Annotated in this window: 19 protein-coding genes; 8 read left to right on the forward strand and 11 right to left on the reverse strand. The window is 62.0% G+C overall.

Features of this window, described 5'->3' with window-relative positions:
* The first annotated feature begins 4 nt into the window (after positions 1-4).
* From pqqC to B0E42_RS21250, 4 genes are read left to right on the forward strand one after another with little or no spacing between them, the layout of a single operon-like run.
* Complete coding sequence (pqqC, locus tag B0E42_RS21235) at positions 5-757, forward strand: pyrroloquinoline-quinone synthase PqqC (RefSeq protein ID WP_077507271.1); 753 nt, start codon at positions 5-7, stop codon at positions 755-757.
* The gene (gene pqqD, locus B0E42_RS21240) at positions 754-1,029 is read left to right on the forward strand and encodes a pyrroloquinoline quinone biosynthesis peptide chaperone PqqD (protein ID WP_024616750.1); all 276 of its coding nucleotides are present in this window, start codon (positions 754-756) and stop codon (positions 1,027-1,029) included. The genes pqqC and pqqD overlap by 4 nt, the downstream gene beginning before the upstream one ends.
* On the forward strand, positions 1,001-2,170 hold the full coding sequence (gene pqqE / locus B0E42_RS21245) for a pyrroloquinoline quinone biosynthesis protein PqqE (protein ID WP_053189963.1): 1,170 nt from the start codon (positions 1,001-1,003) through the stop codon (positions 2,168-2,170). Before pqqD ends, pqqE begins: the two co-directional genes overlap by 29 nt.
* Positions 2,136-3,965, forward strand: a complete 1,830-nt coding sequence (locus tag B0E42_RS21250; RefSeq protein ID WP_077507249.1) for a S9 family peptidase — start codon at positions 2,136-2,138, stop codon at positions 3,963-3,965. The genes pqqE and B0E42_RS21250 overlap by 35 nt, the downstream gene beginning before the upstream one ends.
* A 55-nt stretch (positions 3,966-4,020) precedes the next feature.
* Here B0E42_RS21250 and B0E42_RS21255 read toward each other — a convergent pair whose 3' ends face one another.
* From B0E42_RS21255 to bioB, 11 genes are all read right to left on the reverse strand, one after another.
* Complete coding sequence (locus B0E42_RS21255) at positions 4,021-4,179, reverse strand: YqaE/Pmp3 family membrane protein (protein ID WP_003177654.1); 159 nt, start codon at positions 4,177-4,179, stop codon at positions 4,021-4,023.
* A gap of 345 nt (positions 4,180-4,524) precedes the next feature.
* Positions 4,525-6,303 carry an acyl-CoA dehydrogenase C-terminal domain-containing protein gene (locus tag B0E42_RS21260; RefSeq protein ID WP_053182539.1) on the reverse strand — a complete coding sequence of 593 codons (1,779 nt, stop codon included), beginning with the start codon at positions 6,301-6,303 and terminating at the stop codon, positions 4,525-4,527.
* A 218-nt stretch (positions 6,304-6,521) separates the two neighbouring features.
* Entirely contained in the window at positions 6,522-8,318 is a 1,797-nt protein-coding gene (locus B0E42_RS21265) for an acyl-CoA dehydrogenase C-terminal domain-containing protein (protein WP_053182542.1), read from the reverse strand.
* 91 nt (positions 8,319-8,409) lie between these two features.
* Positions 8,410-9,699, reverse strand: coding sequence for a GGDEF domain-containing protein (locus B0E42_RS21270; RefSeq protein WP_024616755.1), 1,290 nt, complete (start codon positions 9,697-9,699; stop codon positions 8,410-8,412).
* Between the two features lie 331 nt (positions 9,700-10,030).
* On the reverse strand, positions 10,031-11,836 hold the full coding sequence (locus tag B0E42_RS21280) for a phenylacyl-CoA dehydrogenase (protein ID WP_003206230.1): 1,806 nt from the start codon (positions 11,834-11,836) through the stop codon (positions 10,031-10,033).
* Positions 11,837-12,111: 275 nt separating this feature from the next.
* Positions 12,112-12,408, reverse strand: coding sequence for a pyrroloquinoline quinone biosynthesis protein PqqE (locus B0E42_RS21285; RefSeq protein ID WP_077507253.1), 297 nt, complete (start codon positions 12,406-12,408; stop codon positions 12,112-12,114).
* 121 nt (positions 12,409-12,529) lie between these two features.
* Positions 12,530-13,210, reverse strand: coding sequence for a dethiobiotin synthase (bioD, locus tag B0E42_RS21290; RefSeq protein ID WP_003206233.1), 681 nt, complete (start codon positions 13,208-13,210; stop codon positions 12,530-12,532).
* Positions 13,207-14,019, reverse strand: a complete 813-nt coding sequence (bioC, locus tag B0E42_RS21295) for a malonyl-ACP O-methyltransferase BioC (RefSeq protein WP_053189968.1) — start codon at positions 14,017-14,019, stop codon at positions 13,207-13,209. Before bioC ends, bioD begins: the two co-directional genes overlap by 4 nt.
* Entirely contained in the window at positions 14,012-14,743 is a 732-nt protein-coding gene (locus B0E42_RS21300) for an alpha/beta fold hydrolase (protein ID WP_077507255.1), read from the reverse strand. Before B0E42_RS21300 ends, bioC begins: the two co-directional genes overlap by 8 nt.
* Positions 14,736-15,914 carry an 8-amino-7-oxononanoate synthase gene (gene bioF, locus B0E42_RS21305; protein ID WP_014340549.1) on the reverse strand — a complete coding sequence of 393 codons (1,179 nt, stop codon included), beginning with the start codon at positions 15,912-15,914 and terminating at the stop codon, positions 14,736-14,738. Before bioF ends, B0E42_RS21300 begins: the two co-directional genes overlap by 8 nt.
* 184 nt (positions 15,915-16,098) lie before the next feature.
* Entirely contained in the window at positions 16,099-17,154 is a 1,056-nt protein-coding gene (gene bioB / locus B0E42_RS21310) for a biotin synthase BioB (protein WP_077507256.1), read from the reverse strand.
* A gap of 91 nt (positions 17,155-17,245) precedes the next feature.
* Here bioB and B0E42_RS21315 point away from each other — a divergent pair, with 91 nt between their 5' ends.
* From B0E42_RS21315 to B0E42_RS21330, 4 genes are all read left to right on the forward strand, one after another.
* Entirely contained in the window at positions 17,246-17,986 is a 741-nt protein-coding gene (locus tag B0E42_RS21315; protein WP_077507258.1) for a ComF family protein, read from the forward strand.
* Between the two features lie 58 nt (positions 17,987-18,044).
* Positions 18,045-18,809 carry a TOBE domain-containing protein gene (locus tag B0E42_RS21320; RefSeq protein WP_077507259.1) on the forward strand — a complete coding sequence of 255 codons (765 nt, stop codon included), beginning with the start codon at positions 18,045-18,047 and terminating at the stop codon, positions 18,807-18,809.
* A gap of 67 nt (positions 18,810-18,876) precedes the next feature.
* Positions 18,877-20,772 (forward strand): PhoX family phosphatase, encoded by a 1,896-nt coding sequence (locus B0E42_RS21325; RefSeq protein ID WP_053189972.1) that lies wholly within the window; start codon positions 18,877-18,879, stop codon positions 20,770-20,772.
* 196 nt (positions 20,773-20,968) lie between these two features.
* Positions 20,969-21,943, forward strand: coding sequence for a serine/threonine protein kinase (locus B0E42_RS21330; protein WP_003206247.1), 975 nt, complete (start codon positions 20,969-20,971; stop codon positions 21,941-21,943).
* Positions 21,944-21,954: the final 11 nt, after the last annotated feature.

Genomic DNA, 21,954 nt, shown 5'->3' on the forward strand with positions numbered 1-21,954 from the left:
CCAAATGACTGACACCCCCCTGTCCCCCGCCGAGTTCGAAGCCGCCCTGCTTGCCAAGGGCGCGTATTACCACATCCATCACCCGTATCACGTGGCGATGTATGAAGGCCGCGCGACTCGCGAGCAGATCCAGGGCTGGGTCGCGAACCGTTTTTACTACCAGGTGAATATCCCGCTCAAGGACGCCGCGATCCTGGCCAACTGCCCGGACCGGGAGATCCGCCGCGAGTGGATCCAGCGCCTGCTCGACCATGACGGCGCTCCCGGCGAAGACGGTGGCATCGAAGCCTGGCTGCGGCTGGGCCAGGCGGTGGGCCTGGACCCCGATCAACTGCGCTCCCAGGAGCTGGTGCTGCCCGGGGTGCGTTTCGCCGTGGATGCCTATGTCAACTTCGCCCGCCGGGCCTGCTGGCAGGAAGCCGCCAGCAGCTCGCTGACCGAACTGTTCGCCCCGCAGATCCACCAGTCGCGCCTGGACAGTTGGCCCCAGCACTACCCCTGGATCGACCCGACCGGCTATGAGTACTTCCGCACCCGCCTGGGCCAGGCCCGGCGTGATGTGGAACATGGCCTGGCGATCACCTTGCAGCACTACACCACCCGCGCAGGGCAGGAACGCATGCTGGAGATTCTCCAGTTCAAACTGGACATCCTCTGGAGCATGCTCGACGCCATGAGCATGGCCTATGAATTGAACCGCCCGCCCTACCACAGCGTGACCGGGCAACGGGTGTGGCACAAAGGGATCACCTTATGAGTTTCGACCGCAGCAAAACCCCGCACTGGCGCCCCGGCTATCGTTTCCAGTACGAACCGGCCCAGAAAGGCCACGTGCTGCTCTATCCTGAAGGCATGATCAAGCTGAACGACAGTGCAGCGCTGATCGGTGGCCTGATCGATGGCGAGCGCAATGTGGCGGCAATCATCGCTGAGCTGGACAAACAATTTCCCGGTGTGCCAGAGCTCGGTGACGACATCGAGCAATTCATGGAGGTCGCCCGTGCACAGCACTGGATCGAACTTGCCTGAGAGCACCGGTCTGCCGCCCAAGCCTGAAGTCGGCTTGCCGCTGTGGTTGCTGGCGGAGCTGACCTATCGTTGCCCGCTGCAATGCCCGTACTGCTCCAACCCGCTGGACTTTGCCGAGCAAGGCAAGGAGCTGAGCACCGAGCAATGGTTCAAGGTCTTTCGCGAAGCCCGCGAGATGGGCGCTGCGCAGCTGGGCTTTTCCGGCGGCGAGCCGTTGGTGCGCCAGGACCTGGCCGAGTTGATCGGCGAGGCACGCAGGCTGGGTTTCTATACCAACCTGATCACCTCCGGCATCGGCTTGACCGAGCAGAAAATCAGCGACTTCAAGAAGGCCGGCCTCGACCATATCCAGATCAGTTTCCAGGCCAGCGACGAGCAGGTGAACAACCTCCTGGCCGGTTCGAAGAAAGCCTTCGCGCAAAAACTCGAAATGGCCCGAGCGGTAAAGGCCCACGGTTATCCGATGGTACTGAACTTCGTGACCCATCGGCACAACATCGACAAGATCGATCGCATCATCGAGCTGTGCATCGCCCTGGAAGCCGACTTCGTAGAACTCGCCACGTGCCAGTTCTACGGCTGGGCGCAGCTCAACCGCGTCGGCCTGCTGCCCACCCGGGAGCAACTGGTACGCGCCGAGCGTGTCACCAACGAATACCGCGCCAAGCTGGAAGCGCAAGGCAATCCGTGCAAGCTGATCTTTGTCACGCCGGACTACTACGAAGAACGCCCCAAGGGCTGCATGAACGGCTGGGGCAGCATTTTCCTCACGGTCACGCCGGACGGCACGGCATTGCCCTGTCACGGTGCCCGCCAGTTGCCGGTGCAATTTCCCAACGTGCGCGACCACAGCATGCAGCACATCTGGTACGACTCGTTCGGCTTCAACCGCTTCCGCGGTTATGACTGGATGCCCGAACCGTGTCGCTCCTGCGATGAAAAAGAAAAGGACTTCGGCGGCTGCCGCTGCCAGGCGTTCATGCTCACGGGAGACGCCAGCAACGCCGACCCGGTGTGCAGCAAGTCCGAACACCACGGGGTGATTCTCAAGGCACGTGAAGACGCCGAGCACGCCACGCAAACCATTGAACAATTGGCCTTTCGCAATGAACGAAACTCGCGCCTCATCACCAAAAGCTGAGCCTTTCAGCGCCGCCCAGGCCGTTGCCGCCGGCACCGACTTCGCCGAACTGCAGCTCGGGCCTTTGGGCCTGTTCTGGAATGAATACCGCCCCGCAGACGGCGCCTGCCGGATCTGGCATTGGCAAGACGCCAAGCCCCGCTGCCTGACACCGGACGGGTTCAGCGCGCGCAGCCGGGTCTATGAATACGGCGGTGGATCATTCTGCCTGAGCCATGACGGTGTGCTGTTCGTCAATGAGGCCGACCAGCAGCTGTACCACCAATCCCTGAACGACGAACGCCCCATAGCGCTGACCTCGGGTGACTGCCGCTATGGGGATCTGAGCTTCGCCGACGGCCAGGTATTGGCGGTGGAAGAACAGGCCAACCAGCATCGCCTGGTGTCGATCGGGCTGGTGGATCATCAGCGACATCTGCTGGCCGAAGGTGCAGATTTCTACGCGTCACCCACCGTGAGCCCGGACGGCCAGCGGCTCGCCTGGATAGAGTGGAGCCGTCCGCATCAACCCTGGACCGCCACGCGCTTGATGCTGGCCGAGCGCAACGCTACGGGGTGGGGTGCGCCACGCTGTGTCGCGGGCAACGGTGAAGAAGAGTCCATCCAGCAACCGCGCTTCGATGCGACCAGTCGTCTTTATTGCCTGACTGATCGCGGTGGTTATTGGCAGCCTTGGCTGGAGTCGGCCCAGGGCCTGGAACCGCTGCCTGCCGCCCAAGCCGATCACGCCCCAGCGCCGTGGCAACTGGGTGGCTGCACCTGGCTGCCGCTGGGCGAACACACGTACCTGGCCAGTTGGACCGAAGCGGGTTTCGGGCGCCTGGGCCTGTGTCACGGTGACGATGCCGATGAGGACTTCACCGGCACCTACACCCGCTTTCGCAGCCTGGCGCTGGATGAGCGGTTCATCTACGCCGTTGCAGCCTCGCCGACCCGCCCATCGGCGGTCATTACCATTGAGCGGCATAGCCACGAAGTGGCCGTGCTGGCCGGCGGCGTCACGCCCTTGCCCGTCGAACAGATCAGCCGTCCTCGCACCCTGCGCTATCCATCCGCGTCAGGCGAGGCCCACGGGTTCTTTTACCCGGCCATGAACGCACCCGCAAAGCCGCCCTTGGTGGTGTTCATTCACGGCGGCCCCACCTCGGCCTGTTATCCCTTGTTCGACCCGCGTATCCAGTATTGGACCCAACGTGGCTTTGCCGTCGCCGATCTCAACTACCGCGGCAGCAGCGGCTATGGCCGGGCCTATCGACAGGCGTTGCATCTGAATTGGGGCGTGGTGGATGTCGAGGACGCCTGCGCGGTGGTCGCGTATCTGGACGAACAAGGCCTGGTCGATGGCCGACGTGCGTTCATTCGCGGTGGCAGTGCCGGTGGCTACACGACCCTCTGCGCCTTGGCATTCCATGATGTATTCCGTGCCGGCGCCAGCCTCTATGGCGTGAGCGATCCTGTCGCCCTGGCCCGTGCTACGCACAAGTTCGAAGGTGATTATCTGGACTGGCTGATCGGCGATCCGCAACAGGACGTCGAACGCTACCACGCCCGCACCCCACTGCTGCACGCCGGGAACATCCATGTGCCGGTGATCTTTTTCCAGGGTGAGCTGGACGTGGTGGTCGTACCGCAGCAAACCCGCGACATGGTCAACGCTTTACAGGCCAACGGCGTGGCGGTCGAGGCGCACTACTATCCCGATGAGCGCCACGGTTTTCGCAAGGCCGCGAACCAGGCCCATGCGCTGGAGCATGAGTGGTTGTTCTATCGCAAGGTGATGGATGGCGACCTGTAGGATGCCAAAAAACTGTGGGAGCGAGCTCCCACAGGGGGTTCTATAACCGATGAGTTCAGCGCTTGGCGATGATGTACACCGCATGGACGATGCCAGGGATATAACCCAGCAGCGTCAGCAGGATATTCAGCCAGAAAGCCCCGCCGAAGCCAACCTGCAGGAACACTCCCAGTGGCGGCAGCAGGATGGCGATAATGATGCGAATGAAATCCATGGATAACTCCCTGATCGACGATGGCCAAATTGCCCTATAGCTCATTGACCCCAGGCCGCTCGCCAGGGTTCAGTGAAACGCAACCAGAAGCAGCCTCGATGAAGGGCGCCTGCCAGGAACAAAAAACGCAGGCAAAAGAAAGCCCCGCCGAAGCGGGGCTTTGCAGACTGTTTCCCTGACATCCATTTCACTCCGCCGTCCTGGCAGAATCCTACGTGTCCGTGTTGTTACTTTGCGCGTCCTGCGCTACATCCATGGAAGCTAGATTAGCCCTGGATCCAATCCGCCGGTAGAGGGAAAACGCCAGCACGATGTGTAAGAGAATGCTTACACATCGTCATGATTTCAGAACTGGCCGGCTTCCAGCAGGAACAGCGACTCGCTGCCCGCCTTGACCGAAGCGCTCAAGGAATGAATACGCGGCAGCAGGCGGGCAAAGTAGAACCGCGCCGTGCCCAGTTTGCTCGCGTAGAAATCATCCTGGCTTTCTTTGCCCAAGGCCGCCCTGGCCATCAGCGCCCACATGTAGGCATACGCGGTGTAGCCAAACGCCTGGAGATACTCCACCGACGCCGCGCCGATTTCGTTCGGGTTGCTTTTCGCCCGGTCCAACAGCCAGTCGGTCAACTCGTCCAGCGTGTCGACAGCGCTGTTCAACGGCTTGATGAACTCCGCCAGATCGCTGTTCGCGGTGGCCGTGAAGTGACGGATTTCATCGGCAAACAACTTGTAGAACGCACCGCCGCTGCCGACGATCTTGCGCCCCACCAGGTCCAGCGCCTGGATACCGTTGGTGCCTTCGTAGATCTGGGTGATACGCACATCGCGCACCAGTTGCTCCTGGCCCCATTCACGAATGTAACCGTGGCCGCCGAACACCTGTTGACCATGGACGGTGGTTTCCAAGCCCAGGTCGGTCAGGAAGGCCTTCGCCACCGGCGTCAGCAACGCCACCAGGTCTTCGGCGCGCTTGCGAGTGGTTGGGTCTTCGCTGAACTTGGCGGTATCCAGTTGCATCGCCACGTAGGTGGAAAAGGCCCGACCGCCTTCGTTCGAGGCTTTCATGGTCAGCAGCATCCGACGCACGTCGGGGTGGACGATGATCGGGTCAGCGACCTTGTCCTTGTTCTGCGCACCGGTTGGCGAACGACTTTGCAGGCGGTCACGGGCATATTCGATGGCGTTCTGGTAGGAACGCTCACCGGAGGCCAGGCCCTGGATACCCACCCCCAGGCGCTCGTAGTTCATCATGGTGAACATCGCCGCCAGGCCCTTGTTCGGCTCGCCCACCAGATAACCCACGGCTTCGTCGAAGTTCATCACGCAGGTGGCGGATGCCTGGATGCCCATCTTGTGTTCGATCGAGCCGCAGTTGGCCGCGTTGCGCGCGCCCAGGCTGCCGTCGGCATTGACCATGAACTTGGGCACCAGGAACAGCGAGATGCCCTTGGGGCCTGCCGGCGCGTCCGGCAGTTTCGCCAGCACCAGGTGAATGATGTTCTCGGTGAGGTCGTGTTCGCCGCCAGTGATGAAAATTTTCGTGCCACTGACCTTGTAGGAACCGTCGGCCTGGGGTTCGGCCTTGGTGCGGATGATCCCCAGGTCCGTACCGGCATGAGGCTCGGTCAGGCACATGGAACCGGCCCAGACGCCGGCGTACATGTTCGGCAGGTACGCCGCTTTCAGTTCTTCACTGGCGTGGGCATTGATCGACAGGCAGGCGCCGGCGGTCAGCATCGGGTACAAACCGAAGGACAGGCTGGCGGAGTTGACCATTTCCTCGACCTGGGCCGAAACGGCCTTGGGCATGCCCATGCCGCCGTACTCCGGGTCACCGCCGACACCGACCCAACCACCTTCAGCGTAAGTCTTGTAGGCCTGTGGAAAACCTGCCGGCGTGGTGACGGCGCCGTCGGCCCAGTGGCAACCTTCTTCGTCAGCGGCGCGGCTGAGGGGCGCGATGCTTTTGCTGGTGACTTTGCCGGCTTCTTCAAGGATCGCTTCGACCGTTTCGGCATCCACGGTGTCGGCCAGCGCCGGCAATTGGGCCCAGAGTTTCGCGACCTCGAACACTTCATTGAGGACGAAGCGCATATCGCGCAGGGGCGCTTTGTAGTCAGCCATGGCAAACCTCGCAGGATCTAAACAGTTGGTTCGTAAAAGACGGTTTTCGCAATGACCTGAGTGTACCTCAACAACTTTTGCGACACATAGGGTCAACCAATGACCATTTTGTTATTTTTAGTCACCAGAAAAGATCGCAGGCTTCGCCAGCTTCTACATGGAAATGCGTATTCCCTGTAGGAGCTGGCGAAGCCTGCGATCTTTGGCATTCCTCTCAATCAAAGCGCAAACAACTCCGCCGGCAACTTCATCAGGCAATCACTCCCGGCCTCGACGGCAGCCCGATGGGCGGTCGTGCGCGGCAACAGGCGCTTGAAGTAAAACTCGCACGTCGCCAATTTGGCCCGGCAAAAATCGTCATCTCCAGTGCCACTGTCGAGTTGCGCCTGGGCCACCAAGGCCATGCGCAGCCACAGGTAGGCCAGGATGATGTAGCCGCTGTACATCAGGTAATCCACGGAGGCGGCCCCCACTTCATCGGGATTCTTCATGGCAGCCATGCCGACCCGGGTGGTCAGTTCGCCCCATTGCTGGTTGAGCCCGTCGAGTTGCGCGACGTAATCGTTAAGCTGCGGATGTCCGGCATTCGCGGCGCAGAATTTGTGGACGATCCGGGTAAAACCACGCAACAACTTGCCCTGGCTGCCCAGCACCTTGCGCCCCAGCAGATCCAGGGCCTGGATGCCGTTGGTGCCCTCGTAGATCGGCGCGATGCGGCAGTCGCGCACCAACTGCTCCATGCCCCACTCACGAATGAAGCCGTGACCGCCGAACACTTGCATGCCGTGGTTGGTCACCTCCAGCCCGGTGTCGGTCATGAAGGCCTTGCAGATCGGGGTGAGGAACGCCAGCAGGTCCTCGGCCTCCTGGCGGGCGGTTTCGTCCGGGCTCAGGTGCGCGGTATCGAGCAACTGCGCGGTGAAATACGTCAGCGCCCGGTTGCCTTCGTTGAAGGCTTTCATGGTCAGCAACATCCTGCGCACATCGGGATGGACGATGATCGGGTCGGCGACCTTTTCCGGCGCCTTGGGGCCGGTCAGCGCGCGCATCTGCAACCGGTCGTTGGCGTATTTGATCGCGCCCTGGAAGCTCGCCTCGCCCAGGCACAGGCCCTGCATGCCGGTACCGAGCCGGGCGTGGTTCATCATGGTGAACATGCAATTGAGGCCCTTGTTCGGCTCGCCAATCAGGACCCCCTTGGCCCCATCGAAATTCAGCACGCAGGTGGCCGAGGCCTTGATGCCCATCTTGTGTTCGATCGAACCACAGGACACGCCATTGCGTGCCCCTGCCTCACCCGTGGCGTCGGGCAGGAACTTGGGCACGATGAACAACGAGATGCCTTTGGTCCCGGCAGGAGCGTCCGGCAACTTGGCCAGCACCAGGTGGATGATGTTATCGCTCATGTCGTGTTCGCCGGCGGAAATGAAGATCTTGCTGCCGGAGATCGCGTAGCTGCCGTCGGCCTGGGGCACGGCACGGGTCTTGATGATGCCCAGGTCGGTGCCGCAGTGGGCTTCGGTCAGGCACATGGTGCCGGTCCACTGGCCGGCGGTGAGTTTGCTCAGGTAGGTCTGTTTCTGTTCTTCCGTGCCGTGGGCATGGATCGCCGACATGGCGCCGTGAGTCAGGCCCGGGTACATGCCCCAGGAGGTGTTGCTGGAGCCGATCATCTCGCTGATGACCAGGCCCAGGGAGCTGGGCAATCCCTGGCCACCATAAGCCGGATCTGCCGCCAAGCCGTGCCAGCCGCCTTCCACGTACTGTGCGAAAGCCTGCTTGAAGCCCGTAGGCGTGGTGACTACACCGTTGTCGAAATGGCAACCCTCTTCGTCACCGGAGCGATTGAGCGGCGCCAGCACGTTCTCGCAGAATCTGGCGCCTTCCTCGAGGATCGCGCTGACCATGTCCGGGCTGGCATCGCTGACGCCCAGCTCGGCATAACGGCCATGGAAATCGAAGACGTGATCGATCAGAAAGCGCATGTCGCGCAGCGGGGCTTTGTACTCGGGCATGGTGGTTTTCTCCGGTAGCAGATCGTTTCAACCTACTGCCGGCCACCGAGGCTCACAATCACAGTCCAGGCGCTGAATGCGCCGTCATCACTCAACCCGCGGCGGCCTCCATGCGCACCGCACCGCGGCGGTTCTGGCCGAAGGCAATCACACAGTTACGCCCCGCGCCCTTGGCGTTATAGAGCGCCTGGTCGGCGGACTTGAGCACTTCTTCAGGCGTGCGTTGCTCGAGGCGTTCCGCGACGCCGATGCTGACCGTCACCGAGACGCTGGATGCGCCGGCGCCAGAACGACGCTGGCGACCTTGTTGATCGTCCTGGGGACGGCTGTCGGAATTACGCAGCTGGATGGCGTACGTCTCGATGGACTGGCGGATGACCTCCAAATGGGGCATGCACTCGTCGATGGTCTTGCCTGCGAACACCAGGGCAAATTCCTCACCGCCGTAGCGATACGCCCTACCGCCACCGCCGATCTTCGACAATTTGCTGGCCACCAGACGCAGGACCTGGTCACCCACATCGTGGCCGTGGGTGTCGTTGAATTTCTTGAAGTGGTCCACGTCGCTCATCGCCAGCACATAATTGCGCCCCAGGCGCTGCATGCGTTCGTTCAGCGCCCGACGACCCGGCAGGCCGGTCAGCTCGTCACGGAAGGCCATTTGATAGGCCTCGTGGGAAACCGCCGCAGCGATCATCAGCATCACCTGGCTGCACATGATGTTCAGGGTGAACGGCAGGATAAAAGTCTTCGGCAGCATCCAGAACAACCCGAGCAACCCCACCAGTTGCGCCGCGTGCAGTGGCCGGGGGTTGCGCCAATATTGCCAGGCCAGCAGCAGGAATGCGGCGGCGAACATCGGGTAGGACAACTGGATCAGGCTCATCCAGGCGCCGTGCAACGCGGGCCAGCGGATTTCCGAAAGCCACAACAGCAAGGCTTGGGGGAAACTCTGCTCCAGGGCCAGCGCCACGCTGCCAAAGACCAGCAATACCGCGAACCGCGCCACCATGTCCTGGAACAAGTGGGTGCGCTCCTGCCACGCCGCGAACAGCCCGAACAACAGCGGCAACAACAGGCAAACGAGATGGAACACCACCGCCGCGTCTTCGCGCACCTTGCCGTTATCGCGGTAGAAGTCGGTCTGGGTGTCCAGGAGGAAGTAGGCGATGTACACCGTGACCATCAGGAACAGTTCACGTTGACGTCGGTAGACCGCGCAATACGCCCCGCCCAGCAACAACACCAGCGTGGGGAGCACGTTGAACAGCGAGGTGAAGAAAACGTTGAGATCCTTGACGTAGGCAGCCGCAAGCCCCGCCAGCAACAGCAGCAATGACGGTAGGAAATGGCTTAAACGTACAGCGGAAGAACGCGGCAAGGGTAAAGCTCCGACCCGGCTGATCAAAGATGGCATTGTGCCTGCAACTGGAGCAGTAAGGCACGCCAGATGTGACAGATGTCACACTGCCATCGCTGTAACGGCAGAGGGGACGGTTTTCTTAGGGTCGAGTTGGATGAATATTGTTTCAGGATCGCGGTTGATCCTGTGGGAGCGGGCTTGCTCGCGAAGGCGGTGGGTCTGCTTGCATTGATGTTGAATGTGCAGCCGCCTTCGCGAGCAAGCCCGCTCCCACAAGGGGATTTGTGGCAGACATGAAAAAGCCGCTGCTCCCGAAGAAGCAGCGGCTTTTGGAAGAACCACGTGAGGCTTAGTAGCCCAGCGCGAAGTCCTCTTCCTTCATGTCCATCAGGTTGTTGGCGCCCGACAGCATGGTTGCCACGTGGGTACGGGTACGCGGCAGGATGCGCTGGAAGTAGAAGCGCGCGGTCTGCAGCTTGGCGGTGTAGAAGGCTTCTTCAGTGGTGCCGGCTGCGAGTTTTTCCGCCGCCAGGCGCGCCATGTCGGCCCAGAAATAGGCCAGGCAGGCGTAACCGGAGTACATCAGGTAGTCCACCGACGCGGCGCCGACTTCTTCGCGATCCTTCATGGCCGCCATACCGACCTTCATGGTCAGCTCGCCCCATTCCTTGTTCAGCGCAGCCAGGGGTTCTACGAACTCCTTGACCGCTTCGTTGCCTTCGTTGCCCTGGCAGAACTTGTGGACGATCTTGGTGAAGCCCTTGAGTGCCTCGCCCTGGGTCATCAGCACTTTACGGCCCAGCAAGTCGAGAGCCTGGATGCCGGTGGTGCCTTCGTACAGCATCGAGATACGGCTGTCGCGAACGTTCTGCTCCATGCCCCACTCGGCGATGAAGCCGTGGCCGCCATAGATCTGCACGCCGTGGTTGGCCGATTCGAAGCCGACTTCGGTCATGAAGGCCTTGGCGATCGGCGTCATGAACGCCAGCAGTGCATCGGCCTTTTTCTTCTCTTCTTCATCCACGCCGTACTTGACGATGTCGACCTGCTTGGCGGTGAAGTAGACCATCGCCCGGTTACCCTCGGCGAAAGCCTTCATGGTCAGCAGCATGCGACGCACGTCAGGGTGAACGATGATCGGGTCAGCGGCCTTGTCTGGCGCTTTCGGGCCAGTCAGGGAACGCATTTGCAAGCGATCGCGGGCATATTTCAGGCCGCCCTGGAAGCCGATCTCGGCGTGGGCCAGGCCTTGCAGTGCGGTACCCAGGCGTGCGGTGTTCATGAAGGTGAACATGCAGTTCAGGCCTTTGTTCGCCGGGCCGATCAGGTAACCGGTGGCCGCGTCGAAGTTCATCACGCAGGTGGCGTTGCCGTGGATGCCCATCTTGTGTTCCAGGGAACCGCAGCTCACCGCGTTGCGCTGGCCGATGGAGCCGTCGGCGTTAGGCAGGAACTTGGGAACGATGAACAGCGAAATGCCCTTGGTGCCCGCCGGTGCGTCCGGCAGGCGTGCCAGCACGATGTGGACGATGTTGTCGGCCATGTCGTGTTCGCCGGCCGAAATGAAGATCTTCGTACCGGAAACCTTGTAGGAACCGTCGGCCTGAGGCTCGGCCTTGGTGCGCAGCATGCCCAGGTCGGTGCCGCAGTGCGGTTCGGTCAGGCACATGGTACCGGTCCATTCGCCGGAAACCAGCTTGGTCAGGTAAGCCTCTTGCTGTTCGGGCGTACCGTGCTCGGAAATCGTGTTCATCGCGCCATGGGACAGGCCCGGGTACATGCCCCACGACCAGTTGGCTTCACCGACCATCTCGCTGACCGCCAGGCCCAGGGACTCCGGCAAGCCCTGACCACCGTGCTCGACGTCGTGGGCCAGGCTTGGCCAGCCACCTTCGACGAATTGCTTGTAGGCTTCCTTGAAACCCGTCGGGGTCTTCACGCCGGACTCGCTCCAGGTGCAACCTTCGATGTCGCCCACGCGGTTCAGCGGCGCCAGCACCTGCTCACAAAACTTGGCGCCTTCTTCGAGAATGGCGTCAACCATGTCCGGAGTTGCGTCCTGGCAAGCCGGAAGGCTCTGATAATGCGCTTCGTAGCCAAGCAGTTCGTCACGAACGAAGCGAATATCACGCAAGGGGGCCTTGTAGTCAGGCATAGCGATAAACCTCTGCTGATGTAACCGGGAATGAACGACCGCGTGGATTTGTTGTAGCGGTCAAACAGTTGTTTGAAACATACGTTTACGCCCAAATCTTGTCAAGCGCCGATCTTTTGCCGTTCGTCATCAGCCGAGAAAAATGTCGGACACGGGAAATCCATCGCGCTGAAGAATCCGCGATGCGCGTAGGAAAAGATTAGTTGAGCAATAAGACGTTAGAGACAAGAACGCCGCGAATAATCGCGGCGTTTTCGTCAATCTGAAGGGCAGGATCAGGCGAAGGTATCGATCAACGTACCGAGCATTTCGTCGGATGCCTTGGCGACGTTAACACCCAGTTGCACCTGGAACTTGCCTTGGGACAGTTCAACCATGTTGCTGGCCAGGTCCGACTGCTGACTACGATCCACTGACCGCAGGCGATCCACCTGGACTTCGGACGACTGGCTGGTGACCGAACGCTCGATCGTATTGTTGGCGATCTGGCTGGAGGCCTGATCGACACGGTTCTGCCCTGTCTGAATCGTGCTCAGACCGGCATAGAACGCGGTATTTCCTGAGATTTCCATGACAGAGCTCGTCTTCTTGAAGGGTCGACAATGGCCATTGAAGCAGAACCCCAAGGAAAAGGCCCGACAAAAACACTAATGGCACAGTGCCTTGCCATAGTGAAAACCTTCCCTTGGATGATTAATCCAGCAGATCCAGGTGCAGATGCGCAGCCACGATATCGGCAGTGATGCCTTTGACCCTCGGTACTCGCCCCAGGCAAGGCGCCGGGAGGCGTTCGGCCAGAGTGGCGAGGTTTTCTTCCAGGCGCGAGGTCTTGGGATCAATGATATTCGCCACCCAACCGGCCAGTTGCAGACCGTCCCGGGCGATGGCCTCGGCGGTCAGCAGCGCATGGCTGATGCACCCCAGGCGCACGCCCACCACCAGGATCACCGGCAGGCCCAGGGCCATTGCCAGGTCCGAAAGATTATCCTGATCGGCCAACGGCACACGCCAGCCGCCCGCGCCCTCTATCAAGGTGAAATCGGCCTCCAGGGCCAGCACCTCACGCATCGGCCCCAGCAAGGATTGCACCGTCAGCGCCACGCCGGCTTCCCGGGCGGCCAGGTGCGGCGCAATGGCCGGCTCGAATGCCAGCGGATTGACCTGGGCATACTCAAGCGGCACCGAACACTCGGCCAGCAGCGCCAGGGCATCGGCATTGCGCAGGCCCTTGGGCGTCACGTCGCAGCCAGAGGCCACTGGTTTTCCAGCCGCCGTGCTCATGCCAGCCTGCCGCGCAGCATGCAGCAGGCCCGCCGCGACGGTGGTCTTGCCTACATCGGTGTCGGTGCCGGTGATGAAATAAGCCTGGCTCATAGCGGTTTCTCCAAAACGGCGTAGACCACCTGGTAAGTCGCCGGCAGTCCCTGCGCCTGACGAAACTGCTCATAGGCTTCAACCAGCGCCAGGATCCGCGCCCTGCCGGTCAAGCCGCCGGGGCGACCGGGGTTCAGATTGTGGGCGCCCAAGGCTTTCAATTCGTGAGTCAGACTGCGCACGTCGGGGTAATGCAACACATGGGGACAGTTTTCAAGACTGACGACATTCAGCCCGCTGTCCGCGCAAAGGTGTTGATACGTCTCGAACCCACGGAAACGGTTGACGTGCACCAAGCCATCCACCTGACGCCAACTGTCGCGCAATTCGTACAAAGTGCCCACGCAGAGGCTGGTGAAGGCAAACACCCCACCCGGTTTCAACACACGATGGGCCTCGCTCAGCACCGCGGCAAAATCCGCACACCACTGCACCGCCAGGCTGGAAAACACCAGGTCACAGCTCGCCGCTTGCAAAGGCAGTCGCTCAGCGTCACCAGCGACGAAATACAAGGCGCCACCTTGAGGACGCGCATGGTTGAGCATGCCTTCGGCGATATCCAGTGCCAATCCGTTTGTCTCACCGAAACGCGCGCCCAGCGCCCGAGTGAAATAACCGGTGCCGCAGCCCAGGTCCAACCAACGTTGCGGCATGAATGAGGGCGGCAAGCGCCCGAGCAATTGCTGGCCCACGTCGCGTTGCAGTTCGGCCACGCTGTCGTAACTGGTCGCTGCACGGGAAAACGAAGCCGCTACCTGGCGCTTGTCAGGCAAGGCACCGGGCAATGGGGGAAAAGACAAATCAGTCATCACCGGACTCATGCAAAAAAGCCTGGATCGCCGCCGCTACACCGTGCGGGTCTTCCAGAAGGAATCCGTGGCCGGCCTGTTCGATCAGACCGATTTCGACATCCGGCAGCAAGACCAGCAAATCACCCGCGGCTTCGGCAGGCACCAGGGCATCGAGGCCGGCAAACAAATGCAGTTGCGGGCCGCGAAAGCGCTGCAACGCGGCGCGTGTGTCCAGTTGCGCCAGCACTTCAAGCCCGGCCATCAAGACCTCGGGTGAAGTACTCGGCGCCCCGGCCAACAACAACCGCGACAACCCGCGCGGATCGCTGCAGCCCTGGGCACACAGCAAGCTGAAGCGCTTGAGGGTCTGGCGCGGGTCGGCCGCACAGCCGGCGAGAAAACCATCGAAGGTTTCTCCGCCCATCGCGCTCGGCCATTGCTCGTGGGCGACAAAAGACGGATTGCTCGCCAGGGTCAGCAGGCCGCAGCAGCGCTCGCCCCGACGCGCCGCCAGCGCCGAGGCCAGCATGCCGCCCAGGGACCAACCGCCCAACCAGGCGTCCTGGGGCACGGTGGCGTCCAGCTCTTCGAGCCATTCATCGGGGTCGTTCGATAGCAACGCCGGCAACGGTTCGATTTCCACGCGCAGGTGTTCGTCGAGCGCTTGCAACGCCGCCGCCAGCGGTTCCAGCGGTGAAACGCCCAAGCCCCAACCAGGCAGCAATATCAGTCGATCACGCATCGCTTGGCTCCGGCCCCAACAGGGCAAAACACTCGGCCAGTGCATTCAACAATAGCTGCACCTGGGCCTCGCTGTGGGCGGCGGTCAGGGTCACGCGCAAACGGGCGCTGCCGGCCGGTACGGTGGGTGGGCGGATCGCGGTAACCATCAGCCCGCGCTCACGCAGCATTTGCGACAAACGCATGGCCCGTCCTGCATCGCCAATCAGGATCGGCTGGATCGGCGTGAAGCTGTCCATCAATTGCAGGCCGATCTGCTCGGCGCCCTGGCGGAACTGACGAATCAGCACCTGCAAGTGCTCGCGCCGCCAATGCTCGCTGCGCAGCAGCTCAAGGCTCTTGAGCGTGGCGCAAGCCAGGGCCGGCGGTTGGCTGGTGGTGTAGATGTAGGGGCGAGCGAACTGGATCAGGCTTTCGATCAGCTCTTCACTGCCGGCGACAAAAGCCCCGGCGGTACCAAAGGCCTTGCCCAGAGTGCCCACCAGCACTGGCACGTCATCCTGGCTCAAGCCAAAATGCTCGACGATACCGCCGCCATTGGCCCCGAGCGGGCCGAAGCCGTGGGCATCGTCGACCATCAGCCAGGCGCCCTTGGCCTTGGCTTCACGGGCCAGGGCCGGCAGGTCGGCAATGTCGCCGTCCATGCTGAATACGCCATCGGTGACCACCAGGGTATTGCCGGTGGCTTTCTCCAGGCGGCTGGCCAAACTCTGGGCATCGTTGTGCAGGTAACGGTTGAAACGCGCGCCGGACAACAGCCCGGCGTCGAGCAGCGAGGCATGATTGAGCCGGTCTTCCAGCACCGTGTCGCCCTGCCCCACCAGCGCCGTGACCGCGCCGAGGTTGGCCATGTAGCCGGTGGTGAACAGCAACGCCCGCGGGCGGCCGGTCAGGTCGGCCAAGGCTTCTTCCAGAGCGTGATGAGGACTGCTGTGGCCGATCACCAAATGGGAGGCGCCACCCCCGACACCCCAACGGAGCGCCCCGGCGCGCCAGGCTTCGATCACTTGCGGGTGATTGGCCAGGCCCAGGTAATCGTTGTTGCAGAACGCCAGCAACGGCTGGCCGTCCACCACCACTTCCGGGCCCTGCGGGCTTTCGAGCAGCGGGCGCTGGCGATAGAGGTTGTCGGCACGACGGGCAGCCAGGCGTGCGGCGAGATCGAAGGGCATGCAGGCCTCGGGGTGAACTACTTATTTGAGACGGGATGAAATCCCCTGTGGGAGCCGGCTTTTGTGGGAGCCAAGCTTGCTCGCGATGAAGGCATCGCGGTCTATAGCAGGACCGCGTTATCGTTCATCGCGAGCAAGCTTTGCTCCCACAAAAGCCCGCTCCCACACTTGGTTTTGCGTCAACTCAAACAGCGGCGTTATAGAACTGTTCGCTGCTCTTCTGCTCCACCAGCGCCTGTTCAATCGCCGCCTGGTGCACTTCGTCGGCATGTTCTTCGCGGGCTTCAGGCTGGATACCCAGGCGTGCGAACAATTGCATGTCTTTGTCGGCTTGCGGGTTGGCGGTGGTCAACAGCTTGTCGCCGTAGAAAATCGAGTTGGCACCGGCAAAAAATGCCAGGGCCTGCATCTGCTCGTTCATCGCTTCACGGCCGGCGGACAGGCGCACATGGGACTGGGGCATCATGATCCGCGCCACGGCGAGCATGCGGATGAAATCGAACGGATCGATGTCTTCGGCATTCTCCAGCGGCGTGCCGGCGACTTTGACCAACATGTTGATCGGCACCGATTCCGGGTGCTCCGGCAGGTTCGCCAGTTGGATCAGCAGGTTCGCGCGATCGTCCAGGGACTCGCCCATGCCGAGGATGCCGCCGGAGCAGATCTTCATTCCCGAATCACGCACGTAGGCCAGGGTTTGCAGGCGCTCGCTGTAAGTGCGGGTGGTGATGATGCTGCCGTAGAACTCCGGCGAGGTGTCGAGGTTGTGGTTGTAGTAGTCCAGGCCGGCCTGGGCCAGCGCTTCGGTCTGGTCCTGGTCGAGGCGGCCCAGGGTCATGCAGGTTTCCAGCCCCATGGCCTTCACGCCCTTGACCATTTCCAGCACGTAAGGCATGTCCTTGGCCGACGGATGCTTCCAGGCAGCGCCCATGCAGAAACGGGTCGAACCGATGGCCTTGGCGCGCGCGGCCTCTTCAAGGACCTTCTGCACTTCGAGCAATTTCTCTTTATCCAGGCCGGTGTTGTAGTGACCGGACTGCGGACAATATTTGCAATCTTCCGGGCAAGCGCCGGTCTTGATCGACAGCAGCGTGGAAACCTGGACGCGGTTGGCGTCGAAGTGCGCGCGGTGCACGGTCTGCGCCTGGAACAGCAGGTCATTGAATGGCTGGACGAAGAGTGCTTTGACTTCGGCCAAAGACCAGTCATGACGCAGGTTGGCAGTGGTGCTGGCGCTCATGGGTATTTCCTTGATTTATGCTTGGCTGGCGCCTGGGGCATGGAATACCCACAGGCGCGACACGGATGTTCGGCATATTTAAGGAAGAGTCATGCGCTGTCAACCACGATACAACGGACCGGTTTACATCTGGTTAAAAAACAAACAATTTTGCCTGTTATGCGGCGAAAGCACCGACACCCCACAGCCTATCTGCACCCCCTGTGAAAGCGAGCTGCCCTGGCTCGGTGATCAATGCAGCGTCTGCGCCCTGCCGCTGCCCATGGTTGGACTGCGTTGTGGACAATGTGCCTCGCGACCGCCGGCCTTCGAACGGGTCCTGGCGCCCTGGGCCTACGACTTCCCGGTGGACAGCCTGATCACCCGTTTCAAGCATCAGGCGAAATGGCCCCTGGGCCGGCTGTTGGGCGAACTGCTGGCGCAGTCGCTGCAACATCATTTCGACGAAGGGCTGGAACGGCCCGACGCACTGGTACCGGTGCCACTGGCGACCCGTCGTTTGCGCCAGCGCGGTTTCAACCAGGCAGCGCTGCTGGCCCGCTGGCTCAGCGGGCCGTTGGCGATCCCTTGCGAAGAGCATCTGCTGCGACGCACCCACGACACCCCCGCCCAACAGGCTCTCGACGCCAAGTCCCGACGGCGAAACCTGCGCCAGGCCTTTGCCCTCGCGCCCCAGGCTGCGTTGCGCAACCGTCACTTGGCGTTGGTCGACGACGTGCTCACCACGGGCGCCACCGCCCAGGCACTGGCTGCCCTGCTGCTCGACGCCGGCGCTGCGCGGGTCGATGTGTACTGCCTGGCTCGCACGCCGAAACCCGGAGAGTCGGCTTGACGGGCCGCGCCCAAGGCGCCAACGTCCGTTCATCGACCTTTGCACGCAGTTTTCCGTCATGTCCTTGCCCACGCTTCTGACCCAGCACATCGTTCGGCGACCACAACGCATCGCCCTGTTGCAGCACATCGCCGAACAAGGCTCGATCACCCGCGCCGCCAAGAGCGCGGGCCTGAGCTACAAGGCGGCGTGGGATGCCATCGATGAGTTGAACAACCTGGCGGACCAACCGTTGGTGGAGCGCAGCGTTGGCGGCAAGGGTGGTGGCGGCGCCAAGCTGTCGGGGGAAGGCCACCGCGTGCTGCGCCTGTATCTGCGCCTGCAAGCGCTACAGACGCAACTGCTGGAAGCAAGCGAGGATGCCGGCGACCTGGGCCTGCTGAGCCGCTTGATGCTGCGCACCAGCGCCCGTAATCAATTGCATGGCAAGGTCCTGGGCATCGAGGCCCAGGGGCACAACGACCGGGTACGCCTGGAGCTGGCCAGGGGTCTGGTCATCGAAGCCCAGATCACCCACGACAGCACGCTGCGCCTGGAGCTGGATGTCGGCACCGACGTGGTGGCGCTGATCAAGGCTGGCTGGCTGGAATTGCACCCTGTCGAGCAAGCGGAAAAACCGGGGATCAATTCGCTGCGCGGCATGATCGAACAGGTCGACGCCGCCGAAGACGGCCCCAGCGAAGTACGCATCAGCCTGCCCAACGGCCAGACGCTGTGCGCCCTGGCCGACCCGCTTGAGCTACAAAAGCAGCATCTGGAAGGCGGCTCACCGGTGCAAGTGACGTTTTCAGCGACAAATGTGCTGCTCGGCACACCGCTGTAGCGTGTTGCAACAATAGTTTCATCGACCCGCTTTAAGGTGACTGCCAAAACCAGCAGGGAGCCTGATGATGAGCCTATTAGAAGAAAACCAATCCACCGACCTGGAAAAGATCGTCGGCCTGAGCCGTCGAAGCTTCATCAGCGCCGGCGCCCTGTGCGGCGCGGCGATGTTCCTGGGCGGCAACCTGTTGAGTCGCAGCGTCCTGGCCGCCGCCGTGAGCGAAGGCAACAGCCGGCTGCTGGGCTTTAAAAGCATCGCCGCCGCCACGGCCGACACCATCACCCTGCCGCCGGGCTACAAAGCCTCGGTACTGATCAGTTGGGGCCAGCCGCTGCAGAAAAATGCACCGGCGTTCGATCCAAGCGGCAATGGAACAGCCCGCGCACAGGAAATGCAGTTCGGCGACAATAACGACGGCATGAGCCTGTTCGAATTCCCCGGCGACAAAAACCGGGCGCTGATGGCGATCAATAACGAGTACACCAACTACCAATACCTGTTCCCTCACGGCGGCCAGCCACAGTCGGCCGAAGACGTGCGCAAGGCCCAGGCCAGCGAAGGCGTGTCGGTGATCGAAATCCAGCGTCGTCGCGGCCAGTGGCAGTTCGTCCAGGACTCGCGCTACAACCGCAGGATTCACGGCAACACGCCGATTCGCCTGCGTGGTCCGGCAGCCGGGCACGACCTGCTGAAAACCAGTGCCGACAACAGTGGCAAGAAAGTACTCGGCACATTCCAGAACTGCGCCAACGGCATGACCCCGTGGGGCACTTACCTGACCTGCGAAGAAAACTTCACTGACTGCTTCGGCAGCAGCAAGGCGGACCTGCAATTCGATGCGGCACAGAAACGCTATGGCGCCACCGTCGCCAGCAGTGAAATCAATTGGCACTTGCACGATCCGCGTTTCGACCTGGCGAAGAACCCCAACGAACTCAATCGCCACGGCTGGGTGGTGGAAATCGACCCGTTCGACCCGCAATCCACCCCGGTAAAACGCACCGCCCTGGGCCGCTTCAAACATGAAAACGCCGCCCTGGCGCAGACCAATGACGGTCGCGCCGTGGTGTACATGGGCGATGACGAACGCGGCGAGTTCATCTACAAGTTCGTCAGCCGCGAGCGCATCAACCATCGCAATGCCAAGGCCAACCGCAACCTGCTGGACCATGGCACCTTGTATGTAGCGCGCTTTGATGCCGGCGACGGCAACCCGGACCATCCCAAAGGCAAAGGCCAATGGATCGAACTGAGCCATGGCAAGAACGGCATCGACGCCAGCAGCGGTTTCGCTGACCAGGCCGAGGTGTTGATCCATGCCCGCCTGGCCGCCAGTGCCGTTGGCGCTACGCGCATGGACCGTCCGGAGTGGATCGTGGTCAGTCCCAAGGATGGCCAGGTTTATTGCACCCTGACCAACAACTCCAAGCGCGGCGACGCCGGCCAACCGGTGGAGGGGCCAAACCCTCGGGCCAAGAACGTCTATGGGCAGATCCTGCGCTGGAAAACCGACCGCGACGATCACGCCTCCAAGACCTTCGCCTGGGACCTGTTCGTGGTCGCCGGCAATCCGACGGTACACGCCGGCACGCCGAAAGCCGGATCGTCCAACATCAACCCGCAGAACATGTTCAACAGCCCCGATGGCCTGGGCTTCGACAACGGCGGGCGGCTGTGGATCCAGACCGACGGCGACTCGAGCAACGCTGGCGACTTCGCGGGCATGGGCAACAACCAGATGCTCTGCGCCGACCCCAACAGTGGTGAAATCCGCCGTTTCATGGTTGGCCCGGTAGGCTGCGAAGTGACCGGCATCAGTTTCGCGCCGGACTACAAGACCCTGTTCGTCGGAATCCAGCATCCCAGCGGCGGTTCAACCTTCCCCGAGCACCTGCCCAATGGCAAGCCGCGGTCTTCGGTAATGGTGATTACCCGGGAAGATGGCGGGGTCATCGGCGCCTGACACTGATCGTTCCCACGCTCTGCGTGGGAATGCAGCCAGGGACGCTCCGCGTCCCCAAAGCGTAACGCGGAGCGTCACATGAGGCGTTCCCACGCAGAGCGTGGGAACGATCACCGACAGCCACCACCTATCTGCCTCTGTCTGCGCTACCATGCTGGGCCGGACGCGGCAGCCCTGCCGCTGCGCAGGAGTCAGCATGTCCCATCCGTTTGAAACCCTCACGCCCGACCTGGTACTCGATGCCGTTGAAAGCATCGGCTTTCTCAGCGACGCCCGCGTGTTGGCCCTCAACAGTTATGAGAACCGCGTCTACCAGGTCGGCATCGAAGATTCCGAGCCGCTGATCGCCAAGTTCTATCGCCCCCAGCGCTGGACCAACGAAGCGATCCTGGAAGAGCACAGCTTTACCTTCGAGCTGGCCGAATACGAAGTGCCTGTGGTCGCGCCGCTGATCCACAACGGCACCAGCCTGCACGAACACGCCGGGTTTCGTTTCACCCTGTTCCCCCGTCGCGGCGGCCGTGCACCGGAGCCGGGCAACCTCGATCAGCTCTATCGCCTGGGACAATTGCTCGGGCGCCTGCACGCAGTCGGAGCAACCCGTCCGTTCGAACATCGTGAAGCCCTGGGCGTGAAGAACTTCGGCCACGACTCACTGGCCACCGTGCTGGCAAGCGGCTTCGTCCCTCGTAGCCTGCTGCCGGCCTACGAGTCGGTCGCCCGGGACCTGCTCAAGCGCGTCGAAGAGGTCTACGCCGCCACGCCCCACCAGAACATCCGCATGCATGGCGATTGCCACCCGGGCAACATGATGTGCCGCGACGAGGTGTTCCACATCGTCGACCTGGACGACTGTCGCATGGGCCCGGCGGTGCAGGACCTGTGGATGATGCTCGCCGGCGATCGCCAGGAATGCCTGGGGCAATTGTCGGAATTGATGGACGGCTACCGCGAGTTCCACGACTTCGACCCGCGGGAGTTGGCGCTGATCGAGCCGCTGCGGGCCCTGCGCCTGATGCACTACAGCGCCTGGCTGGCGCGACGCTGGGACGACCCGGCGTTCCCGCGCAGCTTCCCGTGGTTCGGCAGCGAGCGCTACTGGGGCGACCAGGTGCTGGCGTTGCGCGAGCAACTGGCGGCGCTCAATGAAGAGCCGTTGAAGCTGTTCTGATGTCCCACAGG

Origin of the sequence: Pseudomonas sp. A25(2017), assembly GCF_002001065.1 — a bacterium.
GTDB lineage: Bacteria > Pseudomonadota > Gammaproteobacteria > Pseudomonadales > Pseudomonadaceae > Aquipseudomonas > Aquipseudomonas kilonensis.

Bases quoted from the DNA above. Each gene is read 5' to 3' on its own strand.
- B0E42_RS21260 (WP_053182539.1), bottom strand. From the start codon at position 6,303: ATGGCTGACTACAAAGCGCCCCTGCGCGATATGCGCTTCGTCCTCAAT.
- B0E42_RS21280 (WP_003206230.1), bottom strand. From the start codon at position 11,836: ATGCCTGACTACAAGGCCCCCTTGCGTGATATTCGCTTCGTTCGTGAC.
- B0E42_RS21255 (WP_003177654.1), bottom strand. From the start codon at position 4,179: ATGGATTTCATTCGCATCATTATCGCCATCCTGCTGCCGCCACTGGGA.
- bioF (WP_014340549.1), bottom strand. From the start codon at position 15,914: ATGCCCTTCGATCTCGCCGCACGCCTGGCTGCCCGTCGTGCCGACAAC.
- bioB (WP_077507256.1), bottom strand. From the start codon at position 17,154: ATGAGCGCCAGCACCACTGCCAACCTGCGTCATGACTGGTCTTTGGCC.
- B0E42_RS21265 (WP_053182542.1), bottom strand. From the start codon at position 8,318: ATGCCCGAGTACAAAGCCCCGCTGCGCGACATGCGCTTTCTGATCGAT.
- B0E42_RS21320 (WP_077507259.1), top strand. From the start codon at position 18,045: ATGTCCTTGCCCACGCTTCTGACCCAGCACATCGTTCGGCGACCACAA.
- bioC (WP_053189968.1), bottom strand. From the start codon at position 14,019: ATGACTGATTTGTCTTTTCCCCCATTGCCCGGTGCCTTGCCTGACAAG.
- B0E42_RS21250 (WP_077507249.1), top strand. From the start codon at position 2,136: ATGAACGAAACTCGCGCCTCATCACCAAAAGCTGAGCCTTTCAGCGCC.
- pqqD (WP_024616750.1), top strand. From the start codon at position 754: ATGAGTTTCGACCGCAGCAAAACCCCGCACTGGCGCCCCGGCTATCGT.
- bioD (WP_003206233.1), bottom strand. From the start codon at position 13,210: ATGAGCCAGGCTTATTTCATCACCGGCACCGACACCGATGTAGGCAAG.
- pqqC (WP_077507271.1), top strand. From the start codon at position 5: ATGACTGACACCCCCCTGTCCCCCGCCGAGTTCGAAGCCGCCCTGCTT.
- B0E42_RS21300 (WP_077507255.1), bottom strand. From the start codon at position 14,743: ATGCGTGATCGACTGATATTGCTGCCTGGTTGGGGCTTGGGCGTTTCA.
- B0E42_RS21285 (WP_077507253.1), bottom strand. From the start codon at position 12,408: ATGGAAATCTCAGGAAATACCGCGTTCTATGCCGGTCTGAGCACGATT.
- B0E42_RS21330 (WP_003206247.1), top strand. From the start codon at position 20,969: ATGTCCCATCCGTTTGAAACCCTCACGCCCGACCTGGTACTCGATGCC.
- B0E42_RS21325 (WP_053189972.1), top strand. From the start codon at position 18,877: ATGAGCCTATTAGAAGAAAACCAATCCACCGACCTGGAAAAGATCGTC.
- B0E42_RS21315 (WP_077507258.1), top strand. From the start codon at position 17,246: ATGCGCTGTCAACCACGATACAACGGACCGGTTTACATCTGGTTAAAA.